At 70.1% G+C, this 22,811-nt stretch carries 21 protein-coding genes; 9 read left to right on the forward strand and 12 right to left on the reverse strand.

Annotated features, from left to right (window positions below; genetic code table 11):
• Window positions 1–144: 144 nt before the first annotated feature.
• Window positions 145–795, forward strand: a complete 651-nt coding sequence (locus tag AC2XR2_RS23145) for a GntR family transcriptional regulator (protein WP_330265689.1) — start codon at window positions 145–147, stop codon at window positions 793–795.
• Complete coding sequence (locus AC2XR2_RS23150) at window positions 792–2,090, forward strand: MFS transporter (protein WP_381299765.1); 1,299 nt, start codon at window positions 792–794, stop codon at window positions 2,088–2,090. The genes AC2XR2_RS23145 and AC2XR2_RS23150 overlap by 4 nt, the downstream gene beginning before the upstream one ends.
• Before the next feature lie 33 nt (window positions 2,091–2,123).
• Here the strand turns inward: AC2XR2_RS23150 and AC2XR2_RS23155 are convergent, their stop codons facing one another.
• The gene (locus AC2XR2_RS23155) at window positions 2,124–2,948 is read right to left on the reverse strand and encodes a maleylpyruvate isomerase family mycothiol-dependent enzyme (RefSeq protein ID WP_330265687.1); all 825 of its coding nucleotides are present in this window, start codon (window positions 2,946–2,948) and stop codon (window positions 2,124–2,126) included.
• 182 nt (window positions 2,949–3,130) lie between these two features.
• On the opposite strand from AC2XR2_RS23155, the gene AC2XR2_RS23160 reads away from it, so the two are divergent.
• Window positions 3,131–3,904, forward strand: a complete 774-nt coding sequence (locus AC2XR2_RS23160) for a carbon-nitrogen family hydrolase (protein ID WP_449348751.1) — start codon at window positions 3,131–3,133, stop codon at window positions 3,902–3,904.
• A gap of 12 nt (window positions 3,905–3,916) precedes the next feature.
• On the opposite strand, the gene AC2XR2_RS23165 is transcribed toward AC2XR2_RS23160, so the two are convergent.
• Complete coding sequence (locus AC2XR2_RS23165) at window positions 3,917–4,414, reverse strand: LURP-one-related/scramblase family protein (protein ID WP_381299763.1); 498 nt, start codon at window positions 4,412–4,414, stop codon at window positions 3,917–3,919.
• Complete coding sequence (locus AC2XR2_RS23170) at window positions 4,411–5,394, reverse strand: GlxA family transcriptional regulator (RefSeq protein WP_491516176.1); 984 nt, start codon at window positions 5,392–5,394, stop codon at window positions 4,411–4,413. The genes AC2XR2_RS23165 and AC2XR2_RS23170 overlap by 4 nt, the downstream gene beginning before the upstream one ends.
• Before the next feature lie 52 nt (window positions 5,395–5,446).
• Here AC2XR2_RS23170 and AC2XR2_RS23175 point away from each other — a divergent pair, with 52 nt between their 5' ends.
• Window positions 5,447–5,842: a cupin domain-containing protein gene (locus tag AC2XR2_RS23175; RefSeq protein WP_381299761.1), complete on the forward strand. Its 396-nt coding sequence runs from the start codon at window positions 5,447–5,449 to the stop codon at window positions 5,840–5,842.
• A 12-nt stretch (window positions 5,843–5,854) separates the two neighbouring features.
• On the opposite strand, the gene AC2XR2_RS23180 is transcribed toward AC2XR2_RS23175, so the two are convergent.
• From AC2XR2_RS23180 to AC2XR2_RS23205, 6 genes are all read right to left on the reverse strand, one after another.
• Window positions 5,855–6,013, reverse strand: a complete 159-nt coding sequence (locus AC2XR2_RS23180) for a hypothetical protein (protein ID WP_330265683.1) — start codon at window positions 6,011–6,013, stop codon at window positions 5,855–5,857.
• Window positions 6,014–6,044: 31 nt separating this feature from the next.
• Window positions 6,045–7,085: a glycosyltransferase family 2 protein gene (locus AC2XR2_RS23185; protein WP_449348912.1), complete on the reverse strand. Its 1,041-nt coding sequence runs from the start codon at window positions 7,083–7,085 to the stop codon at window positions 6,045–6,047.
• 326 nt (window positions 7,086–7,411) lie between these two features.
• Window positions 7,412–7,660: a DUF6458 family protein gene (locus AC2XR2_RS23190; protein WP_391195593.1), complete on the reverse strand. Its 249-nt coding sequence runs from the start codon at window positions 7,658–7,660 to the stop codon at window positions 7,412–7,414.
• An 88-nt stretch (window positions 7,661–7,748) separates the two neighbouring features.
• Complete coding sequence (locus AC2XR2_RS23195; RefSeq protein WP_491516177.1) at window positions 7,749–9,044, reverse strand: M18 family aminopeptidase; 1,296 nt, start codon at window positions 9,042–9,044, stop codon at window positions 7,749–7,751.
• A gap of 499 nt (window positions 9,045–9,543) precedes the next feature.
• Window positions 9,544–11,370: an acyl-CoA dehydrogenase gene (locus tag AC2XR2_RS23200; protein ID WP_491516178.1), complete on the reverse strand. Its 1,827-nt coding sequence runs from the start codon at window positions 11,368–11,370 to the stop codon at window positions 9,544–9,546.
• Window positions 11,371–11,499: 129 nt separating this feature from the next.
• Window positions 11,500–12,348, reverse strand: coding sequence for an intradiol ring-cleavage dioxygenase (locus AC2XR2_RS23205; protein ID WP_491516179.1), 849 nt, complete (start codon window positions 12,346–12,348; stop codon window positions 11,500–11,502).
• Window positions 12,349–12,487: 139 nt separating this feature from the next.
• Here AC2XR2_RS23205 and AC2XR2_RS23210 point away from each other — a divergent pair, with 139 nt between their 5' ends.
• On the forward strand, window positions 12,488–12,964 hold the full coding sequence (locus AC2XR2_RS23210) for an SseB family protein (protein ID WP_330265677.1): 477 nt from the start codon (window positions 12,488–12,490) through the stop codon (window positions 12,962–12,964).
• A gap of 75 nt (window positions 12,965–13,039) precedes the next feature.
• Here AC2XR2_RS23210 and AC2XR2_RS23215 read toward each other — a convergent pair whose 3' ends face one another.
• Window positions 13,040–13,777, reverse strand: a complete 738-nt coding sequence (locus AC2XR2_RS23215) for a TetR/AcrR family transcriptional regulator C-terminal domain-containing protein (RefSeq protein ID WP_381299756.1) — start codon at window positions 13,775–13,777, stop codon at window positions 13,040–13,042.
• 238 nt (window positions 13,778–14,015) lie between these two features.
• On the opposite strand from AC2XR2_RS23215, the gene AC2XR2_RS23220 reads away from it, so the two are divergent.
• Both AC2XR2_RS23220 and AC2XR2_RS23225 read left to right on the forward strand, forming a co-directional pair.
• On the forward strand, window positions 14,016–15,506 hold the full coding sequence (locus tag AC2XR2_RS23220; protein WP_491516180.1) for an MFS transporter: 1,491 nt from the start codon (window positions 14,016–14,018) through the stop codon (window positions 15,504–15,506).
• A gap of 119 nt (window positions 15,507–15,625) precedes the next feature.
• On the forward strand, window positions 15,626–16,597 hold the full coding sequence (locus tag AC2XR2_RS23225) for a pirin family protein (protein WP_391195601.1): 972 nt from the start codon (window positions 15,626–15,628) through the stop codon (window positions 16,595–16,597).
• Window positions 16,598–16,613: 16 nt separating this feature from the next.
• Here the strand turns inward: AC2XR2_RS23225 and AC2XR2_RS23230 are convergent, their stop codons facing one another.
• Window positions 16,614–17,345 carry a hypothetical protein gene (locus AC2XR2_RS23230; protein ID WP_491516181.1) on the reverse strand — a complete coding sequence of 244 codons (732 nt, stop codon included), beginning with the start codon at window positions 17,343–17,345 and terminating at the stop codon, window positions 16,614–16,616.
• Between the two features lie 140 nt (window positions 17,346–17,485).
• Window positions 17,486–19,720: a SpoIIE family protein phosphatase gene (locus AC2XR2_RS23235; protein WP_491516182.1), complete on the reverse strand. Its 2,235-nt coding sequence runs from the start codon at window positions 19,718–19,720 to the stop codon at window positions 17,486–17,488.
• 144 nt (window positions 19,721–19,864) lie between these two features.
• On the opposite strand from AC2XR2_RS23235, the gene aspS reads away from it, so the two are divergent.
• Window positions 19,865–21,628 carry an aspartate--tRNA ligase gene (gene aspS / locus AC2XR2_RS23240; RefSeq protein WP_491516183.1) on the forward strand — a complete coding sequence of 588 codons (1,764 nt, stop codon included), beginning with the start codon at window positions 19,865–19,867 and terminating at the stop codon, window positions 21,626–21,628.
• Between the two features lie 119 nt (window positions 21,629–21,747).
• Window positions 21,748–22,692 carry an intradiol ring-cleavage dioxygenase gene (locus AC2XR2_RS23245; RefSeq protein ID WP_381299750.1) on the forward strand — a complete coding sequence of 315 codons (945 nt, stop codon included), beginning with the start codon at window positions 21,748–21,750 and terminating at the stop codon, window positions 22,690–22,692.
• Window positions 22,693–22,811 lie beyond the last annotated feature (119 nt).

The following is a 22,811-nucleotide window of genomic DNA, read 5'->3' on the forward strand; positions in this document are numbered from 1 at the left end:
GGGCCGCACGTGTGTGACACGTAAGTAGCACACAAGGTTGTGCCGCGGCTGGGGCGGGTGTGTTTTCGCCGGCGGGAGTTTTCACCGGGGTCCGCATCGTGGACGGAACCCATCATGCGTACACGTTGTATCTAAGCTGTGGTCATGACCCTGGCCGTGAAACAGCCCCCCGCCGCCGACCGTGTCTACGCCCACGTCAAGCAGGGTGTACTGGACCGCCGTTACGAGGGTGGAAGTCTGCTCACCGAGGGCGAGCTCGCCGAGGCCGTCGGGGTCTCTCGTACCCCTGTGCGAGAGGCGCTGCTGCGGCTGGAGGTCGAGGGGCTGATCAAGCTTTACCCGAAAAAGGGAGCACTGGTCCTGCCCGTCTCCGCGCAGGAGATCGCGGACGTCGTCGAGACCCGCCAGCTCGTCGAGTCCCACGCCGTCCGCAAGGCCGTACCGGCGTCCCCGCAACTCCTCGCCCGCCTCGAGGAACTGCTCGCCCAGCAGAAGGCACAGGCCGCCGCCGGGGACCTGGCCGGCGCCGCCGTCACCGACCGCTGTTTCCACGCCGAGATCGTCCGCAGCGGCGGCAACGAGATCCTCAACCGGCTCTACGACCAGCTCCGCGACCGGCAGCTGCGGATGGGCGTCGCCGTGATGCACGCCCACCCGGACCGCATCACCAAGACCCTCGCCGAGCACGAGCAGATCCTGAAGGCCCTGCGCTCCGGCGACGCGGAGGCGGTCGTAGGGCTGATCCACGGGCATGTCGAGTGGTTCTCCCACCTGGCGCGGGGAGAGGTGCGATGAGCCGCGCCACGGTCCTTCCCGGCGACCCCCCGGGCGGCCGGCGCGCCATGGCCGTCTGGGGCATCGGCGTCTCCGTGTACTTCGTCGCGGTCATCTTCCGTACGTCCCTCGGGGTCGCCGGCCTCGACGCGGCCGACCGCTTCCACGTGAACGCCTCGGCCCTGTCGACCTTCTCGATCCTCCAGCTCCTCGTCTACGCGGGCATGCAGATACCGGTCGGCCTGCTCGTCGACCGGCTCGGCACCAAGAAGGTGCTGACCCTGGGCGTGGTGCTGTTCACCGCGGGACAGCTCGGCTTCGCGTTCTCCCCGTCGTACGGCACCGCCCTCGCCTCGCGTGCCCTGCTCGGCTGCGGCGACGCGATGACCTTCATCAGCGTGCTGCGCCTGGGCACCCGCTGGTTCCCGGCCCGGCGCGGACCGCTGGTCGCCCAGCTCGCCGGACTCGCCGGCATGGCGGGCAACCTGGTCTCCACGCTGGTCCTGGCCCGGCTGCTGCACGGCCTCGGCTGGACGGCGGCCTTCGCGGGCAGCGCGCTCGCCGGAGTCGTCGTCCTCGTCCTGCTGCTGCTCTTCCTCAAGGACCACCCCGAGGGCCACGAGCCGGAGCCGTTCCCGCACCGGGGTGCGGTCTACGTACGCCGTCAGATCGCCGCGTCCTGGCGGGAGCCCGGCACCCGGCTCGGCCTGTGGGTGCACTTCACGACCCAGTTCCCGGCGATGGTGTTCCTGCTGCTGTGGGGCCTGCCCTTCCTCGTCGAGGCACAGGGGCTGTCCCGGGCGGTGGCGGGCGAACTGCTCACTCTCGTCGTGCTGTCCAACATGGTCGTCGGTCTCGTCTACGGCCAGATCGTCGCCCGGCACCACGAGGCGCGGCTGCCGCTCGCGCTCGGGACGGTCGGGGCGACGGCGCTGCTGTGGGCGGCCACGCTGGCCTACCCCGGCGAGCGCGCGCCGATGTGGCTGCTGATCGTGCTGTGCGCGGTGCTCGGCTCCTGCGGACCGGCCTCGATGCTGGGCTTCGACTTCGCGCGCCCGGCGAACCCGCCGGAGCGGCAGGGCACCGCGTCCGGCATCACGAACATGGGCGGGTTCGTCGCGTCGATGACCACCCTGTTCGCCGTGGGTGTGCTGCTGGACGCGACCGACGACAACTACACGGTCGCCTTCTCCTCCGTCTTCGTGCTCCAGGCCCTCGGCGTCAGCCAGATCCTGCGGCTGCGCGGCCGGGCGGCGCGGCGGGAGCGGGAACGGCTGGTGGCGAGCCGTGTGGAGACGGTGCACGTCCCCGCGTAGCCACCGCAGCCACGCGGGTCTCCCACCGCGTTCCTACTGCGTCACCGTGAAGTTCCGCAGGATCGCCGCCGTCAGCTGCGGATCGCCCTCCGCCTTCACCCGGTCCGCCACGGACTCCGGGGTCACGCGGCCGCAGGCCAGGCGGACGTAGGTCTCCCAGTCGAGGGTGAGGGTGGCGGCCGGTCCCAGGGCGGGGGCGGTCTCCAGGGTGCCGCGGCCCTGGATGTCGACGCGTATGGTCCGCAGGAACTCGACGGGGCCGTGGACGTCGAAGACGATCGCCGAACTGCGCGGGGCCTCGGCCTTGGTGGCCACCACGTCGGGCAGCGCGTCGAGCAGGACGTCACGGGCGATGTGCGCGCCGGGGGAGTCGAGGTTGCCGGGGCGGCCGAGCGCGGTGCGCAGGTCCTGTTCGTGCACCCAGACGTCGAAGGCGTGCTGGCGCATGGCGTCCACGAGCGTCAGTTCGGTTCCCAGCGGGCCGCGCACCTTCGTGCCGGGGTCGCGGGACTCGTTCCGCAGCTGGCGGTTGCGGCGGATGATGACGTACTCCAGCTCGGAGGTCATCTCCGGCGCGGTGTGGTGGCGGCGGACGTCGACCTGCATCTCCATGTACCGCTGGTGGTCGTTGGTGACGTGGAACAGGTCGCGGGGGAGGGTGTGGATGGGACGCGGATCGCCGAGCATCTCGCAGTCCAGGCCGATGACATGGGAGACCACGTCCCGGACGGACCAGCCGGGGCAGGGGGTGCGGCGGTTCCACTCTCCCTCCACAAGCGGGGTCACCAGCTCGGATATCGCGTCGATGGAGTGGGTCCAGGCGTCGGCGTAGGGCTGGAGGGTGGGATGCAGACTCACGGAACGGGACCCCTCGGCGGTCGGAGCACGGGCTGGTGATGGCGTCGTTGCCAGTGGAGGCGGTGGCTGTCGGCGGGTGTCTTGGAACGCTAAGTTACGCTGCTGTGAGGCACCCCGGCAGTGCTTTCGTGTGACGATCGTAGGCCCGTAATGGACGGCTCGAATGCCAGGACGGTGGTAGTGTGCGCGCCTCTCTGATCCAGATCGCCGTGGATGAGGACGAATCGGTCGATTCTCGTCGAGGGCGGGTGGCCTCACTGGTGCGGGATCAGGCCGGTGCCGATCTCGTCGTGCTGCCGGAGCTGTGGAGCACGGGGGCGTTCGCCTTCGAGGAGTTCGAGCGTGAGGCCGAGCCGCTGCGGGGGCCGACGTACGAGGCCATGGCGAAGGCGGCGAGCGACACCGGCGTGTGGCTGCACGCGGGCTCGATCCCCGAGCGCGCCCCTGACGGCACCCTCTACAACACCTCCCTCGTCTTCTCCCCCTCCGGCGAACTCGCCGCCAGTTACCGCAAGATCCACCGCTTCGGCTTCGACAAGGGCGAGGCCGTGCTCATGGGCCGGGGCGAGGATCTGGTGACGGTACGGCTGCCCGCAACGACGGTCGGTGTGGCCACCTGCTACGACCTCCGTTTCCCCGAACTCTTCCGCGGTCTCGTCGACGCGGGCGCCGAGACCCTGGTGATCCCGGCGGGCTGGCCGGAGCGCCGCCGGGCGCACTGGACGCTGCTGGCCCAGGCGCGGGCGGTCGAGAACCAGGCGTTCGTGCTCGCTTGTGGAACGGCCGGGACGCACGCGGGAGTTCCGCAGGCAGGTCACTCGATCGTGGTGGATCCGTGGGGCGAGGTGCTGGCCGAGGCGGGCCCCGGCGAGGAGGTCCTCACGGTGGAGTTCGACCCCGGGAAGGTCGCCGCGACCAGGGAGCAGTTCCCGGCCCTGAAGGACCGGGTGCTCTGAGCTCCCGACGGATCAGTCGTCCTCCCGTTCCTTCTCCGCGAGGTGGATCACGCACACCGCCACCGCGATGAGCAGCGCCGGGTCCGCGTCGTCGCGGACGATGTCGACGCCGTAGGTCTCGCGGACGTGCAGCCACCGCCGTGAGACCACCGCGAGCAGTTCGCCGTCGTACTCGACGGCGAACTCCCGGTCGAGGATCTTGCCGCTGACGTCGAGTTCGGTGTTGCCGTCGGCGAGAGCGACCCGGTAGTGGTTGCGCAGCAGCGACAGGCGTTTCCGCTTGATCTTCGCCAGCGGCTCGCCGTCGCGCTCGATCACCATGGTGTCGCGCAGGGCGAACATCTTCTGGTGGATGTCGATCAGGACCCGCCCCTGGGTGTCCTTCAGCTCGAAGGTGTCCCGGACCCGCATGGCCTTGCCGTCGACGAGGAAGACCTTGTTGCCCCGGTCGTCCTCGATCCAGTAGTCGTCACCGATGCCGAGCAGCCGGTCGCGTACGAGGAATCTCATGCCGTTACCGCTTCCCCCGCGCCGGTCCCGAAACGCCGTCGATAGGCCGACGGGCTGAGTCCCGTCTCGCGCCGCACGCGCGCGCGGAGGTTCGCGGCCGTGCCCAGACCGCTCCTCGCGGCCACCACGTCCAGCCGCTCCTCCCCGCGCTCGATGAGCCGGCACGCGAGTGCCACCCGCTCCCCCGTGAGCCACGCGAGCGGAGTCGTACCGAGCTGCGACTGGAAGCGGCGGTGCAGGGTCGCGGGGGAGACGGCCGCACGGTCCGCCAGGTCGGCCACGGTCAGCGTCTCCCCCAGCCGTTCCTGCGCCCACGCGAGCAGCGGGCCGAGCGACTCGTCCCGTACGTCGGGCAGGGGGCGCTCCACGAACTGCCGTTGCCCGCCGTCGCGGTGGGCGGCGAAGACCAGCCGGCGGGAGACGTGGTTGGCGATCTCGGCCCCGTGGTCGCGTCGGACCAGGTGCAGCCCCAGGTCGAGCGCCGAGGCGCTGCCGGACGCCGTGAGGATGTCGCCGTCGTCGACGAAGAGGACGTCGGGCTCCAGCCGGACACGTGGGAAGCGGGCCCGGAACGAGTCGGTCCACATCCAGTGGCAGGCGGCCCGCCGCCCGTCCAGCAGCCCGGCCTCCGCCAGGGTGAACGCGCCCGAGCAGAAGCCGACGAGCCGGGCGCCACGCGCGTGTGCCCGGCGGACGGTGTCCAGGACGCGGGACGAGCGCGGGGTGTCGGTGTCGGGCCGGTTCGGCACGATCAGCGTGTCCGCCTCCTCCGCCGCCTCCAGGCCGGCGACTCCGGTGAGGGTGAAGAACCCGTCCCGCATACGGGTGTGCGGCTCGGCGGCGCACAGCGTGAAGTCGTACAGCTCGCGCCCGAGTTCGGGCCGCCGCAGCCCGAAGACCTCGATGGCGCAGCTCATCTCGAACGGGTTCGAGTTCTCGTCCACGACCAGGACGACGCGGTGAGAGGATCCTTGCGGCATGTGCGATTCCTAGCACTCGCACGGCCCCGGGGCCACCCCGCACGATCACTCCATGGCAACCGAACCCGTCTCCCTGCCCACCGCCCTGGCCTCCTTCACCGAGCAGTGGAGCCCCCGCATCGTCACCGCCGTCAACGACTACGACGTCCGGGTCACCCATGTCGAGGGCGAGCACCTCTGGCACGTACATGACAACACCGACGAGTTCTTCCTGGTCCTCGACGGCGAACTGCACATCTCGCTGCGCGAGCCGGCCGGTGAGCGCACGGTCGTCCTGCCGAGGCTGTCCGTCTTCACGGTCCCCCGAGGCGTCGAGCACAAGCCCTACGCGCCTGTCCCGACCGACATCCTCCTGCTCGAGCCGACCGGCACCTCCACGGTCGGCGACCGCCACGACGAGATTCCGTCCCATGTGGACGTGACGACGGGTCACGCGCTGCACCGGTGACCCGTCCGACGGCTACCGCCTGCGCGGGACCAGCTTGAACACCGCGACCCCGGCCGCCATCAACGTCGTGGCGGCCACCAGCATCGCCATGCTGTTCAGCCACATCCCGGTGGCGGCCAGCGTGGCGCCCCCGGCCCCGGTGGTCCCGGCGCCGATCACTCTTCCGTACATCGCTCTTCTCCTGTGTTGGGTTCCATGAGGGTTACGTAGCCACCCACTTCTCCTCGCTGCGGCGCAACAGCCCCCACAGCGAGGTGAAGTAGACGGCGTGCTGGAAAAGGTCGTAGAGCATCTCGGGGATCATCAGCGCCGCGACCAGCACCGCGCGCGGCCCCGCCCGCCGTACCGAGACCGTCTTCTCGACCAGGAAGATCAGCCCGATCGCGGTCCAGAAGGGCGAGAAGCCGGGCCAGCCGTACAACGTGGTGTACGTGACCATGTAGGTGAGGTAGACGAGGAAGGACAGCGCGCCGAAGCCCATGAGGAACTGCTGCATGAAGTAGCGGGCGGTGACACGTGTCCAGCCGTAGTCGCGCAGGTTCTCCAGAGCTCCGCGCTGCCACCGCAGCCGCTGGTGCCAGAGCTTGCCCAGGGTGGGCATGACCTCGGTGGTGACCTCGCAGCCGGCCGGGGACATGGCCCGGTAGCCGAGGGTCTTGACCGCCTTGGTCATCTCGTCGTCCTCGGTGAGCGAGGCGAGGCTGTAGTAGGCGTTCCCGCCGCCGAGCACCCCGTCGCGGCGGGCGGCTCGCACCTCGCGCAGGACACGGGCGCGGAACATGGTGCCGGTGCCGGTGAGCACCTGGGCCTTGCCGCCGGTGCGCTCCAGCTCCCAGGCGTAACGGTGGAACTCCATGCGCTGGAGGAGACCGAGGAGTCCGCCGCCGTCCTCGCCGTAGAAGACCCCGCCGACGGCACCGACCTTGCGGTTGAAGGTGCCGATGGCGGTCTCGCTGAACCAGGGATTGAGGACGGTGTCGGCGTCCTGCACCAACAGCAGGTCGCGGTCCTCGAGATGGGGCAGCACCCAGGCGATGGCCTGGTTGAGGGCACCGGCCTTCTTGTGGGTGTTGCCCTGGGTGGCGAAGACCTGCGCGCCGTGCGCCACGGCGATCTCGGCGGTGGCGTCGGTGCAGTTGTCGGCGACCACGACGATCAGGTCGGGACGCCGGGTCTGCCGCCACAGGCCCTGGATCGCGTCGGCGATGCGGTCCTGTTCGTTGTGGGCCGGTATCAGCACCACCAGGCGCAGCGGGCCGTCGAGTTCGTCGGGTGCGGCGTGCGCGCGGCGCGCCGCGTGCCGGTGTGGGCGCGGGGGGCTCGCGGTGGGAGCCGCGAGTGTCGTCGCAGGATGGTGCACGGGGAGCCCCCGGATGTGCTGTCGGGCCACGCCCGGCTACTGCCAACCCCCCGGGCTCTCAAGGGTCCCGAGTCTTCACTATTTCCACACAAGAGGACAAGACAACCGTGATCACGAATTGCTCACGGTTGTCTTTGGTCGCCCTGTGCGTCCTGTGCGTCCTGTGCGCCCTATGCGTCCTGTGCGTCCTTGGTTCCGCTCGATGTCCCTTACACGCCGTATCCGTCGGAGTAGCCGTCCCGACGTCCGTGCGGCTCCTCGACGACGGTCGGTGCGGTGGGCGGAACCACCACGCGCCGCCGCCGGGCGATGCTGCTGAACGTCGTCACGCCGATCAGCCCCACGATCATCAGGATGACACCGACCAGATCGAGGTTGACCCCCTGCATGTGCCAGTCGGTGGCGAACGTGAGGATTGCTCCCACGGCGATGAGGATGATGCACCCGCCGAGGCCCATGAGTGTCGCCTCCCTGTCCGGTCCGGTCGTTCCGGTCCGGAACCCCGGGTACCCCCACTTTCGGCGAATACCCGTCGGGGAGTCCGAACTACCCTTCGAGGAATGCGACTAGGGCGTTCGCCAGCAGATACGGGTCGTCCGCGCCGCACAACTCCCGCACGCTGTGCATCGAGAGGATCGCCACCCCGATGTCGACGGTCTTGATGCCGTGCCGGGCCGCGGTGATCGGGCCGATCGTCGTACCGCAGGGCATGGAGTTGTTGGAGACGAAGGACTGGAAGGGCACCCCGGCCTTCTCGCAGGCGGCGGCCCACACGGCCCGGCCCGAACCGTCCGTGGCGTAGCGGTTGTTGACGTTGACCTTGAGGATCGGGCCGCCGTTGACCCGCGGGTGGTGCGTCGGGTCGTGCCGCTCCGCGTAGTTGGGGTGCACCGCGTGCCCGGTGTCGGAGGACAGACACACCGTCCCCGCGAAGGCCCGCGCCCGGTCCTCGTAGGACCCGCCGCGCGCGAACACCGAGCGCTCCAGGACCCCGCCGAGCAGCGGCCCGTCCGCGCCGGTGTCCGACTGGGAACCGTTCTCCTCGTGGTCGAAGGCGGCGAGGACGGGGATGTACGACAGCTCCGAGCCGGACGACGCCGCGGTCAGGGCGGTCACGCCCGCGTGCACGGACAGCAGGTTGTCCATCCGCGGGCCGGCCACCAGCTCCTTGTCCCGGCCCAGGTAGGCGGGCGCCTCCACCGAGTGCGTCATCAGGTCCCAGCCGGTCACCTCGCCCGCCGTGAGCCCGAGTTCCTCCTCCAGGAAGGCGATGAGGTCGCCGTCGCGCACGTCGTCGCCGAGTCCCCAGATGGGCTGGAGGTGGCGCTGCTTGTCGAGCTTGAGGCCGTCCGAGGAGACCGCGCGGTCCAGGTGGATGGCGAGCTGGGGCACCCGCAGCAGCGGCCGGTCCACGTTCACCAGCCGCGTCGAGCCGTCTCGCAGGGTCAGCCGGCCGGCCAGCCCCAGGTCACGGTCGAGCCAGGAGTTCATCAGGGGGCCGCCGTAGATCTCGACGGCGACCTGGCGCCAGCCGTGCGCCCCGCTGTCCGGCAGCGGCTTGACGCGCAGGTTCGGGGAGTCGGTGTGCGCGCCGACGATGCGGTACGGCGTGTGGGGCGCCGCGTCCTCGGGGACGTACCAGGCGATGATCGCGCCGCCGCGCAGCACGTACTTGCCGCCGCTCGACCCCTCCCAGGCGTCCGTCTCCGAGACCTGGCGGAAGCCCGCCTTCTCCAGCCGCTCGGCGGCGTTCGCCACCGCGTGGTACGGCGTGGGGCTCGCCGCCAGGAAGGACATGAGGTCGTCGGTGTGGCCGCGATCGAGGCGGTGGGGTGCGCTCATGGGGTTCACCTTAACGACGTACGAGGGCCCACTCCCGAGCGACGGGAGCGGGCCCTCGTGAGGACTGCGACAGCTGTACGGGTGTGTCCTAGAACGCGGCCCCACGGCGGACGGGACCGGGGACTCGCGGGGCGGAACCGGTGGCTCGCGGGGCCGGGGCGCGGCCCTGCCCGGATGGGCCCGGGGCCCACACAGGGCCAGGGCGCTGTCCCGTCAGGACTGGAGCGTGTCCCCGCCGTGAACGGATCACGCCCCCGCCGGAGCCGGGCGCCGTCCCGCCAGGAGTGGAATGTGGCCCTGCGGGGACGGAACCGGTGGCTTGTGGGCTAGGACGCGACCCTGCCCGCACGGGGCCGGGGCCCTGACGGGACGGGACCGCCGCCCCGCCGGGATCAGAACGCACCCCGTCGGGACGGGAACGCGGCCGTGCCGAACTAGAGCGCGGCCCCGTCGGGACGGGAGCGCGGCCTCGTCTGGACGGGAACACCGCCCGCCAGGACTAGAACGCGGTCTCGTCCAGGTCCATCAGGTCGAGCTCGACGCCCTCGGCGACCTTGCGGGCCAGGGTCACGCCGGGGAGGACGTTGGCCGCGAAGAACTTCGCCGCCGCGATCTTGCCGGTGTAGAAGGGCTTGTCCTTGGCGGAGGCCGTCTCCAGCTTCTCGGCGGCGATCGCGGCACCCTTGAGCAGCAGGTAGCCGACGACGACGTCACCGGAGGCCATCAGCAGGCGGGTGGTGTTGAGGCCCACCTTGTAGATGTTCTTGACGTCCTGCTCGGTGGCCGCGAGGTCGGTCAGCATCAGACCGACGATCGCCTCCAGTTCGACGGCCGCCTTGGCCAGGTGCTCACGGGCGCCCGCGAGCTCCTCGCCACCGGTGCCCACCGCCAGGAACTTCTTGATGTCCTCGGCGAGCGAGTTCAGGGCCGCACCCTGGTTGCGGACGATCTTCCGGAAGAAGAAGTCCTGGCCCTGGATCGCCGTCGTGCCCTCGTACAGGGTGTCGATCTTGGCGTCCCGGATGTACTGCTCGATCGGGTACTCCTGCAGGAAGCCGGAGCCACCGAAGGTCTGCAGCGACTGGGCGAGCTGCTCGTAGCCCTTCTCCGAGCCGTAGCCCTTCACGATCGGCAGGAGCAGGTCGTTCAGCGCCTCCAGCGCCTTGACGTCCTCGCCCGCCGCCTCCTTGACCTGGATCTCGTCCTGGATGGAGGCCGTGTACAGCACCAGCGCGCGCATGCCCTCCGCGTACGCCTTCTGCGTCATCAGCGAGCGGCGCACGTCCGGGTGGTGCGTGATGGTGACCTTGGGCGCGGTCTTGTCCATGAAGTTCGCCAGGTCGGGGCCCTGGACGCGCTCCTTGGCGTACTCCAGCGCGTTCAGGTAGCCCGTCGACAGCGTGGAGATCGCCTTCGTGCCGACCATCATCCGCGCGAACTCGATGATCCGGAACATCTGGCGGATGCCGTCGTGCTTGTCGCCGATCAGCCAGCCCTTGGCGGGGTGGCGGTCGCCGAAGGTCATCTCGCAGGTGTTGGACGCCTTGAGGCCCATCTTGTGCTCGACGTTCGTCGCGTACACGCCGTTGCGCTCGCCCAGCTCGCCGGTCTCGAAGTCGAAGAGGTACTTCGGGACGAGGAAGAGGGACAGGCCCTTGGTGCCCGGACCGGCACCCTCCGGCCGCGCGAGGACGTAGTGGAGGATGTTCTCCTCCATGTCGTGCTCACCGCTGGTGATGAAGCGCTTCACGCCCTCGATGTGCCAGGAGCCGTCCTCCTGCTGGACCGCCTTGGTGCGGCCGGCGCCGACGTCGGAGCCCGCGTCGGGCTCGGTCAGCACCATGGTGGAGCCCCACTGCTTCTCCACGGCGACCTTGGCGATGTGCTTCTGGACCTCGTTGCCCTCCTCGAAGAGGATGCCGGCGAACGCGGGGCCCGAGGAGTACATCCAGACGGCCGGGTTGGCGCCCAGGATCAGCTCGGCGAAGGCCCAGATCAGGGAGCGGGGCGAGGTGGTGCCGCCGATCTCCTCGGGCAGGCCGAGCCGCCAGTACTCGGAGTCCATGAAGGCCTTGTAGCTCTTCTTGAAGGACGCCGGGACCGGCGCGGTGTTCGTCTCGGGGTCGAAGACCGGCGGGTTGCGGTCGGCGTCCGCGAAGGACTCCGCGAGCTCGTTCTCGGAGAGGCGGGTCAGCTCCTCCAGGATGCTCTTCGCGGTGTCGACGTCCATCTCGGCGAACGGACCCGTGCCGTACAGCTTGTCGCGCTCGAGTACTTCGAAGAGGTTGAACTCGATGTCGCGGAGATTGGACTTGTAGTGCCCCATGGCGATGGCTCCGTCAAGAGATCGGCGAGGCACCTGGTTCCTCGCACCCGTTCACATACCAACAAGTAGCTACGATGATGCTACCCGTCGGTAATAAGTCGCAACCCCGATCCGGCCATCTGTGAGGAGTCACACCGCGACGGTCAGCGAAGCCGCGTACCCCTCCTCCGCACTCCCCTTCACCGTCGCGAGCTGGTGGTCGTGGCCGTCCCGGAAGACCATGTCCGATTCCAGCGAGAGCCGTCGCAGATTGGTCACACTCCCCTCGTACCCCTCGGTCGCGTACACGGTGTCGCACACGTCCTTCGGGAAGGCGAGCTGCGAGGTGCTGGTGATCGCGGTGGCGCTCGTCGCGTCCTCCAGGCTGCCGTAGACCTCGAAGTGGACGTGCGGCCAGCGGCCCGGATAGCAGCCCGGGAAGACGCTGGTGAAGGTGACCCGCCCCTGGTCGTCGGTCTCCTGGACGCCCCGCAGGTAGTTCTCCTCGGTGACGCCCTCGGTGTAGAGGGAGTAGCCGCCCTCCCGGTCGCAGTGCCACACGTACACGGCGGCCCCCTTCCTCGGGGTCCCGCAGCCGGAGGCGGCGTCCACCACCGTGAGCGTCAGCGTCAGGGGCACACCCTCGGCGGTGCCGCCCGCGGAGTCGCCGAAGCTGCTGGTGATGTCGGTGCGGACGACCCCGCTCTCCTTCAGCACGTTCACGCCGTTCGAGCCGTCGCCGGGGTAGGGGCCGGCGGTCTCCTCCGGGATGGGGGCGCACGTGGTGTCCGTCTCCGTGGCCGACCTGGTGCCCGTGGCGGACGGCGACGTCCGGGCCGTAGAGGAGGAGGAGCCGTCGGCGGTGCAGCCCACCAGCGGCACCAGAGCCGCCCCCGCCCCCGCCATGAGCCGGATCATCCGCCGGCGGGCCAGCACGGGAAGGTCGTAGGAGAGCCCACGGTCGTGCTCATGCGTCTCGTCATCCTGATGTCCGCTCATGACTCGACGCTACGAGCGACCGCCGCCCGAATCCCAGAGCCGGCCGCTGTCAGGTCACTGTCGGTTTCCCGGGGGCCCCTGCACCCCTGGGTGCCGGTAGCCGCCCGCCGCCCCCACCCCCCTCGGTACGCTTACGCCCATGTACGGCTACGACCAGAACGCTGGTGCCCAACAGCAGTACGGCGTCCCACCGCAGCAGCCCATGGCCGGCGGTGTGGGCGGGTACGGCCAGCAGCCGCCGCTGTACCCCGAGCCGTCCCCACCCTCCCTCGCGGACGCGGTGCGTGCCTTCACCACCGGGCAGATGGCGGCCGAGGACTTCCAGCAGGTCTTCGCCACGTCCAAGGTCTACTGCCCGCGCGGCGACAACCCCGGGTTCCTCGCCCTGCACAACACCCAGCAGCCGGTGATCCCCATGTTCACCACGCTCAAGGAACTGCGCAGGTACGCGGGCAAGGAGTCCAAGTACTTCGTGATCACCGGCGCCGAGGTCCTCGACCTGCTGCCGACCGGGTACGGGTTCGTCCTCGACATGGAGGGGGAGCACCGGATCGTCTTCGACGCGAAGGCCGTCGAGCAGATGGTCGAGTTCGCGATGCGGCGGATGTACGGCTAGACACGCGCCCTCGGGAAGACACGCGCCCTCGGGAAGTACACGCGCCCTCGGGAAGCCGGCGGGGTGAGCCGCGGCTCAGGAAGCCGGCGCTTCGAGCCGCAGCGACAGGCCGTCCAGGACGATGTCCAGGGCGGCCTTGAACTTGGTCTCTCTGAGGGCCGCCGGGTCCGTGGTCACCGCCTCCTCCGTCTCGGCGTGGCTCCGGGACAGGTGACTGTGGGGGGCCGTGGCCTGCTGGACCGCCGGCAGGAGGCGGGCGATCAGCCCGGACTCCGACTCACCGGAGCGGGCCACCGTGGTGAGCCAGGCCGCTTCCGTGGTGCTCATGCCGATCACGTACGACAGCACCGCGTCGATCGCCGTACCGGGATCCGGGAATCCGGCGGCCGTGAACAGGGCCGCCAGCCGCTCCGAGTAGGACATCAGGTTGGGGCCGAGATAGGCGAGGCCCGCCTGGCCGAGGACCGGGGGCAGCCAAGGGTGCCGTAGCGCTGTCGTACGGAAGGAGCGGGCCGCTTCCGTGACGGCCGCGCGCCAGTCGGGGCCGTCCGCCGACGGGACGTGGATCTCCGCGGCGACCTCGTCCACCGCCAGCTCCATCAGCTCGTCCTTCGTGGCCACGTGCCGGTAGAGGGAGGCGGCGCCCGCGTTCAGCCGGGTGGCGAGCTTGCGCATGCTCAGCGCCTCGACGCCCTCCGCGTCCAGCATGACGATCGCCTCGCGCACGATCGCGGCACGGCTGAGCGCTGGCTGATCGGACTCCCGCTGGGGGCGGGCCCAGACGGAGGGGATGGGGCTCGGCCTCGTCGACATCGGTGCTCCTCCGGGGTCTCGGGCCGCCTGGTCCTCCGCCGTGGCCGACCTGATGCGTACATTGTTCGCGTCGAGCGTACATCAATCGAAGGTTGCGAACACTGTTCCGTTGTGCGTACAGTGTTCGCAACGAGGGAGCGGTGTTCACGCAGCCGTATTCGCAAAGCCGTGTCCATAAAGCCGTGTGCATAAAGCCGTGTGCATAAAGCCGTGTGCATAAAGCCGGAGGGGAACTGTCATGGATGCCCTGGAAACCCGCGATCCACGCCGCTGGTGGATCCTGGTCGTGCTCTGCCTGAGCAGCCTGGTGCTGGTCGTCGACAGCATGGCGCTGACCGTCGCGGTGCCCGTGATGACCGAGGAGATCGGCGCGAGCGCCCAGGACACCCAGTGGATCCTGGACTCCTACATCCTCGTCTTCGCCGGCCTCCTGCTCACCTCCGGCAGCCTCGGCGACCGCTTCGGCCGCCGCAGGGTCATGCTGATCGGGCTCCTGCTCTTCGGAGCCGCCTCCCTGGCCGCGACCTGGTGCACCACCCCCGGCGAGGTGATAGCCGTCCGGGTCGCGATGGGCCTCGGCGGCGCGCTGATCATGCCCTCCACGCTCTCGATCCTCATCACCGTCTTCGCCGAGGACGAACGCGGCAAGGCGATGGCCGCCTGGAGCTCGGTGGCCATGCTCGGACTGGTCGGCAGCCCCGTGCTGGGCGGCGTCCTCATCGACCACTTCTCCTGGCAGTCGATCTTCCTCCTCAACGTGCCGGTGGTCGCCCTGGCGCTCCTCGCCGGCGTGACCCTGATGCCGGAGTCGAAGGCGCCCTGGCAGAAGGCCGACCCGCTGGGCGCGCTGCTCTCCGCGGCCGGCATGACCGCCCTCGTCTGGTGGATCATCGAACTCCCCCAGCACGGCCCCTGGACCGCCGCACTTCCCGTCGCCCTCGTGTCCCTGACCGGCTTCGTGATCTGGGAGAACACCACCAGGTCCCCCATGGTCCCGCTCGTCCTCTTCAAGCACCGCGACTTCAGCGGCGGTTCGCTCTCCCTGGCCCTGGTCCAGATCGGCAACGGCGGCCTCCTGCTCGTCCTGACCCAGTACCTCCAGTTCCTGCTCGGCTACTCGCCCGTCAAGGCGGGCCTGGCCTTCCTGCCGCTCGCGGTCACGGCCCTCCTCGGCAACGGCGTCGGGGTCAAGCTCGCCGCGAAGTACGGCAACCGGTGGGTGATCCTGGCGGGCATGCTGGTGATGGCGGCCTGCTTCGCCCTGCTGACCACGGTCACGGCGGACTCCGGCTTCACCGTCCCGGCGGTGGCACTCGGCCTGCTCGGCCTCGGTGCGGGTCTGGCGATGCCGGCCGCGGTGGCCGCGCTGATGGGTACCATCCCCGAGGACAAGGCGGGAGTCGGCTCGGCCCTGAACGACACCGTCCAGCAGGCGGGCACCGCACTGGGCATCGCGATCCTCGGCTCGCTGCTGTCGAGCGGGTTCGCGGACCGGATGCCGGAGGGGACGCCGGAGCAGGCGAGGCACTCGATAGCCGGCGCGGTGGCCCTGAAGGACCCGGGTCTGGTGGCGGCGGCCCGCGAGGCCTTCACCGCCTCGATGTCCATGACCTTCACGGTCAGCGCGATCGGCGTCCTGGCGGCGGCGGTGCTGGCGGCGCTGGTGATGCGGGGCGACCGGCGCACACCGAAGGAGACGACTGATCGCGAACCGGCACTCGCCGCCTGACCTCTTCAACGGGTCGAGGACGCGGAGAAGCCTGGAGGGAATGCCCTCCGGGCTTCTGCCGTTGAGGGTGGCAGAAAGTTCAACGCTCAACTAAACTCGAACCACAAGGAGGTACCGACATGCCTGCAGTGACTGTCGACAACCCGCTGACCCTGCCGCGCGTGGCCGCGACGGCGGACGCGGTGGCCCGTCCCGTCCTCGGCGTGACGACCGCGCCGAGTGGCTTCGAGGGCGAGGGCTTCCCGGTGCGCAGGGCGTTCGCGGGGATCCATTACCGGCACCTGGATCCGTTCATCATGATGGATCAGATGGGGGAGGTCGACTACGCGCCTGGGGAGCCGAAGGGGACCCCGTGGCATCCTCACCGGGGCTTCGAGACCGTCACCTACATCATTGACGGCATCTTCGACCACCAGGACAGCCAGGGCGGCGGCGGCACCATCACCAACGGCGACACCCAGTGGATGACGGCCGGCTCGGGCCTGCTGCACATCGAGGCTCCGCCGGAGGCCCTCGTGATGTCAGGCGGTCTCTTCCACGGCCTCCAGCTGTGGGTGAACCTGCCGGCCAAGGACAAGATGATGGCGCCGCGGTACCAGGACATCCGGGGCGGCAGCGTGCAGTTGCTGTCGACTCCTGACGGTGGGGCGCTCCTGCGCGTCATCGCGGGTGAACTGGACGGACATCAGGGACCGGGCATCACCCACACCCCGATCACGATGATCCACGCGACGCTGGCGCCGGGTGCGGAGATCACGCTGCCCTGGCGGGAGGACTTCAACGGGCTGGCGTACGTGCTGGCGGGGCGCGGGAGTGTCGGTGCCGAGCGCCGGCCGATCCACCTGGGCCAGACGGCGGTCTTCGGTGCCGGTGGCTCCCTCACGGTCCGCGCGGACGAGAAGCAGGACTCCCACACGCCGGACATGGAGGTCGTGCTGCTGGGCGGACAGCCGATCCGTGAACCGATGGCGCACTACGGCCCGTTCGTCATGAACACCCGTGAGGAACTCCAGCAGGCCTTCGACGACTTCCAGAAGGGACGGCTGGGGACGGTTCCGGCGGTGCACGGGATGACCGAGGGCGGGCTGTAGGGCACGCGCTCGGGCGTCAGGCCGTGCTCTCCGGCTTTTCCCAGGTGGTGACGTCCATGGTGACCGACGACAGGCCGCCGGCGTAGTTCACGTCGTCCGCCTGCCAGCCGAGGATCGTGAGGGCGGCGACCCGGTTCTCGTCGGTGAGCACGCAGGCCGTGAGGCCCCTGCGGATGTTCTTCTGGTCGATGGTGAACCCGAAGGCGGTGGCCGCGGCGCAGCTCTCGGCGGTCGCGGTGCCGTTGACGGTGGCGAGGTCGCCGTTCTCGCCGGCGATGGTGTAGCCGTCGTCGGCGTTCGCCGGCAGGGAGAAGATGATGTCGGGGGAGCCGTTGGTGAAGTCCAGGTCCACGTTGGAGCCGGACCGCAGGACGACCTTGCGGTGTTCCCGTACCGCCGCCACCTCGGCTCCGGCTGCCTGGGGGGCATCCGGCGTGGGGGACACCGGCGGGCCGGACCTCGTCGGTGCCGTCGCGGCGGTGTCGGCCGCGCCCGCTGTCACGCTCGTGCCGGGTGTCACGCCCGTACCGCTCGGATTGCCCTGGCTCTGGCCGGACAGCGTCACGTAGGCCGCCACGCCGGCCGCGGTCAGCCCGGCGAGGGCCAGCAGGGCTATGGCCGAGCCCTTGAACGAGAAGCCGCTCTTCCCCAGCGTGATGTGGTTGGAGGGTTCGCGTTGGGCGCCTTCGTACGACAGTGAGAACGAGGACCCCTTGCCACGGTCCTTCGGGGATGCGGGCTTGCCCATGCGACGTCCTTGCTGCGGTCGGATCACGGCCAGGGCACACATCGTGCAGGCGGTGCGGCAGCCGTCGCCGCCAGTCGCCGGGTGGTCACCAGAAAGGGTGATGGCGTGGCGCGTGTTGACACCCGCGCCCTGTTCCCGTGCTAGGCGGAGGGCTCGCCGGAGGTCCCGTCCGACGGCTCGCCCGAGGTCAAGCCCGGGGTCGCGCCCGAGGTCAAGTCCGAGGTCGCGCCCGAGGTCCCGCCCGGGGTCTCGTAGAGCTCGAACCAGATGCTCTTGCCCTCGCCCCGGGGGTCCACGCCCCACAGATCCGCCAGCAGCTCGATCAGCATCAGACCGCGGCCCGAGGAGGCCAGTTCGCCCGGGCGGCGCTTGTGGGGGAGGTCGTCGCTGGTGTCGGTGACCTCGACACGCATCCGCCGGTCGCCCGGCTCGCCGCGGACCTCGGCGAGGAGCAGCGCGTCCGCGTCGGTGTGGACCAGGACGTTCGTCAGCGTCTCGGAGAGCAGCAGGACCGCCGAGTCGACCTGGTCGGCGGAGGGCCAGTCGTGCAGCAGCTCGCGCAGCTGCTGGCGGGCCACCGCGATCCGTTCCGGTTCCGCCTGGGCCACCGAGAGCATCGTGCGGCGGACGGAGGGCCGGGGGGTGGCCGGGTCGCCGCCGGTCTGCGACTGCCGGTGCAGCAGGAGGACCGCTATGTCGTCCTCGCGGCGGTCGGCGAGGGGGCCGGTGGTGTGGTGGGAGGAGGGGCCGTGGACGGCCTGGACCAGGGCGTCGGCGAGTTCCTCCATACCGCCGTCGTGGGTCTCCAGGATCGAGCGGACGCGTTTCCAGCCGGTCTCGAAGTCATGGCCGCCGGTCTCGATCAGCCCGTCCGTGCAGAGCATCAGCGTCTCGCCGGGCTGGAGGACGATCCGGGTCGTGGGGTAGTCGGCGTCCGGGTCGATGCCCAGCGGGAGGCCGCCGTTCGTGGTGCGGGCCAGGACCGTGCCGTCGGTCAGGCGGATCGCCGGCTCGGGATGGCCGGCCCGGGCCACCTCCAGGGCGCCGGTCGCCGGATCGACCTCGATGTACAGGCAGGTCGCGAACCGGGTGTCGGTGGGGTCGCCGTCGCCGCCGTACGTCATGCCGTTGAGGAAGCGGGAGGCGCGGGAGAGGACCGCGTCGGGCCGGTGGCCCTCGGAGGCGTAGGCGCGCAGGGCGATGCGGAGCTGGCCCATCAGGCCGGCCGCCCGGACGTCGTGGCCCTGGACGTCCCCGATGACCAGGGCGAAGCGGCCGCCCCCGGCGCTGGCGCGCGAGGTGCCGCCGGGCAGCGGGATCATGTCGTACCAGTCGCCGCCGACCTGGAGGCCGCCGCCGGTGGGGACGTAGCGGGCGGCGACGGTCATGCCCGGTATCTCGGGGCCGAGGCTCGGGAGCATGGAGCGCTGGAGGCCGTCGGTGAGTTCCCGTTCGGACTCGGCCACGCCCGCGCGGGACAGTGCCTGGGCCAGCATCCGGGCCACCGTCGTCAGCACGGAGCGTTCGTCGGGGGTGAAGGCGACCGGGTAGGCGAAGCCCGCCATCCACGCGCCCATGGTGCGGCCGGCCACCGTGAGCGGCAGGAACGCCCAGGACTGGCGGTCGAAGCGCTGGGCGAGCGGCCAGGTGACCGGGTAGCGGGAGCGGTAGGCGTCGGGGCTGGAGAGGTAGACGGCGCGGCCGGTGCGGACGACCTCGGCGGCCGGATAGTCGGTCTCCAGGGACATGTGGGAGAAGGGGCTCTCGTCGCCGGGTTGCTGGCCGTGGTGCCCGATGATCGTCAGCCGGTCGCCCTCGACGCCGAAGACGGCCAGGCCGTCGGGGCTGAAGCCGGGCATGGACAGGCCCGCGGCGACCCGCAGGACCTCGGCGGTGGAGCGGGCCTCGGCCAGGGCGCGGCCCGCGTCCAGCAGGAAGGCCTCGCGGGAGCGTCGCCAGTCCCCGGTGACCGCGGTGCGTCCGGCGGGGGTGCCGGGGGTCGGCTCGGTGACCTCCTGGAGGGTGCCGATCAGCCGGAACGACTTCTTCTGCCGGTCGTACGACGGCTTGGAGCGGCTGCGTACGGTACGGACCACCTCGCCCCGCTCGTTCATGATCCTGATCCGGACCTCGGCGAGGGTGTCCTCGGCGACGGCGAGCCCGACGACGCTGATGATCTCGTTCCAGTCGACGGGGTGCAGCCGGGCCCGGGCCTGGGCCTCCGTGAGGGTGGCCCGCTCGGCGGGCAGGCCGAGCAGCCGGGCGGCCTCCGCGTCGACCGTGACCAGTTCGGTGGCGGTGTCCCAGTGCCACAGGCCGGTCGCGAGGGCGGTGAGGACATCCCCCACGGCGGGCAGGGGCTCACCAGTGCGCATTGCCCCACTTTAAGAACAGGGGATCCGTGAGTGCCACTGTTGGCCGAGTCGTAATGGTGGGGAGGCGATCGCGGGGGCCCCGGTAGGCTGGGGCTCAGTTTCACGTGAAACACACCCCGATCCGCGAAGGCTGGATGAACGACGATGCATCGGTACAGGTCCCACACCTGCGGCGAGCTCCGCTCCTCTGACGTCGGCACCGACGTCCGACTGAGTGGCTGGCTGCACAATCGGCGCGACCTGGGCGGCATCCTCTTCATCGATCTGCGCGATCACTACGGCATCACGCAGCTGGTCGCCCGCCCGGGCACCGCCGCCTACGAGGCCCTGGACAAGGTCTCCAAGGAGTCCACGGTCCGCATCGACGGCAAGGTCGTCTCCCGGGGCGCGGAGAACATCAACTCCGAGCTGCCCACCGGTGAGATCGAGGTCGAGGTCGGCGAGGTGGAGCTGCTCGGTGCGGCCGCCCCGCTGCCGTTCACGATCAACACCGAGGACGGGGTCAACGAGGAGCGGCGCCTGGAGTACCGCTTCCTCGACCTGCGCCGCGAGCGGATGCACAAGAACATCATGCTGCGGTCGTCGGTGATCGCCTCGATCCGCTCGAAGATGGTCGCCCTCGGCTTCAACGAGATGGCGACGCCGATCCTGTCGGCGACCTCCCCCGAGGGCGCCCGGGACTTCGTGGTGCCCTCCCGTCTGAACCCGGGCAAGTTCTACGCCCTCCCCCAGGCGCCGCAGCAGTTCAAGCAGCTGCTGATGATCTCGGGCTTCGACCGCTACTTCCAGATCGCGCCCTGCTTCCGTGACGAGGACGCGCGCGCGGACCGTTCGCCGGGCGAGTTCTACCAGCTCGACGTCGAGATGAGCTTCGTCGAGCAGGAGGACGTCTTCCAGCCGATCGAGCAGCTCATGACCGAGCTGTTCACGGAGTTCGGCGGCGGCCGCGAGGTCACCTCGCCGTTCCCGCGGGTCCCGTTCCGCGAGGCGATGCTGAAGTACGGCTCCGACAAGCCGGACCTGCGGGCCAAGCTGGAGCTCGTCGACATCACCGACGTCTTCGAGGGCTCGGAGTTCAAGGCGTTCGCCGGCAAGCACGTGCGGGCGCTGGCGGTCCCGGACGTCTCCGCGCAGCCCCGGAAGTTCTTCGACCAGCTCGGTGACTACGCGGTCTCGCAGGGCGCCAAGGGCCTGGCCTGGGTGCGGGTGGCCGAGGACGGCTCGCTGTCCGGCCCGATCGCGAAGTTCCTCACCGAGGAGAACGTCGCCGAGCTGACCAAGCGCCTGTCGCTGGCCGCCGGGCACGCGGTGTTCTTCGGTGCGGGCGAGTTCGACGAGGTCTCGAAGATCATGGGCGCGGTCCGCGTCGAGGCCGCCAAGCGTGCCGGGCACTTCGAGGAGGGCGTGTTCCGGTTCTGCTGGATCGTCGACTTCCCGATGTACGAGAAGGACGAGGAGACCGGCGCGATCGACTTCTCGCACAACCCGTTCTCCATGCCGCAGGGCGGCCTCGAGGCCCTGGAGACCCAGGACCCGCTGGACATCCTGGGCTGGCAGTACGACATCGTCTGCAACGGCGTCGAGCTGTCCTCCGGCGCGATCCGGAACCACGAGCCGGACATCATGCTCAAGGCGTTCGAGATCGCGGGCTACGACAAGGAGACCGTCGAGGAGAAGTTCGCCGGCATGCTGCGCGCGTTCCGCTTCGGCGCCCCGCCGCACGGCGGCATCGCCCCCGGCGTCGACCGCATCGTCATGCTCCTCGCGGACGAGCCGAACATCCGCGAGACCATCTCCTTCCCGCTCAACGGCAACGCCCAGGACCTGATGATGGGCGCGCCGACGGAGCTGGAGGAGGCCCGGCTGAGGGAGCTGCACCTGTCGGTGCGCAAGCCGCAGCCGAAGTAGGACCAGGGCAGGACGAGAAGGGCTCGGAACCGGTGCCGGTTCCGGGCCCTTCCGGCATCACAGCAAGCCACAGTCCGCTCCCACGCCCATGACAGCCTTCTTACCTAACTTCCCTGTCCATGACGGGAAACCAGCCGGAACTCCAGCAGTCGGCCCCCGGGCCGAAACACAAGAAGGACCTGACGCGGCGCAAGGTGGTCGTGGCCGGAGCGGGTGCGGCCGTGGCGGTCGGTGCGGCGGGCACCCTCGCCGCGTCGGGTGCGTTCGCGGGCGAGACCACGGGCTCCGCGACCGCCTCCGCGAGCAGCACCTCCACCGCCGCCCAGGCCTGCTACAAGCTCACCTCGGAGACCACCGAGGGTCCCTACTACATCGACGCGGACAAGATCCGCCAGGACATCACCGAGGACAAGGAGGGCATCCCCCTCACCCTCCAGCTCAAGGTGATCGACTCCGAGACCTGCAAGCCCGTCGCCGACGCGGCGGTGGACATCTGGCACTGCGACGCGCTCGGCATCTACTCGGGCTACGAGAGCCTGTCGACCGGTGGCGGCGGCACCGCCCCGACCGGCGCGCCCACCGGCACCCCCACGGGCGAACCCCCGTCGGGTGCGCCCACCGGCGGCACCGGCGGCGGCGTCCACGAGGAGCCCACCGACGACGAGCGCTATCTGCGCGGCACCTGGAGGACCGACCGGCAGGGCCGGGTCACCTTCAGGACGATCTTCCCCGGCTGGTACCGGGGCCGCTGCGTGCACATCCACACCAAGGTGCACGTGGACGGCACCTGGACCGACGCCGGTTACGAGGGCGGACACACCTGCCACACCGGCCAGTTCTTCTTCGACGAGGAGTCCGTCCTGGCCTCCGCCGAGGTCGAGCCGTACTCCACCAGCACGACCGAGCGCACCACGCTCACCGAGGACACGATCTACGACCAGAGCGGCACCACGGGCGGCCTGCTCAAGCTGAAGTACAACAAGAAGAACATCGCGAAGGGCGTCATCGGCTCCATCACGATGGGCGTGGACCCGGACACGACGAACGACGGCACGTCGATCTGATCCACGCACGAACAGGCGCCCGGGACTCCGAAGTCCCGGGCGCCCTTCGTGTGTTGTCGCTGAAAAAAGTTCGCGCCCGCGGCAACCCCCTTGATCCCGGCGGCCACTTGAGGACGTGA

The sequence above is a fragment of the Streptomyces sp. LS-MS-L19 genome (assembly GCF_058382285.1).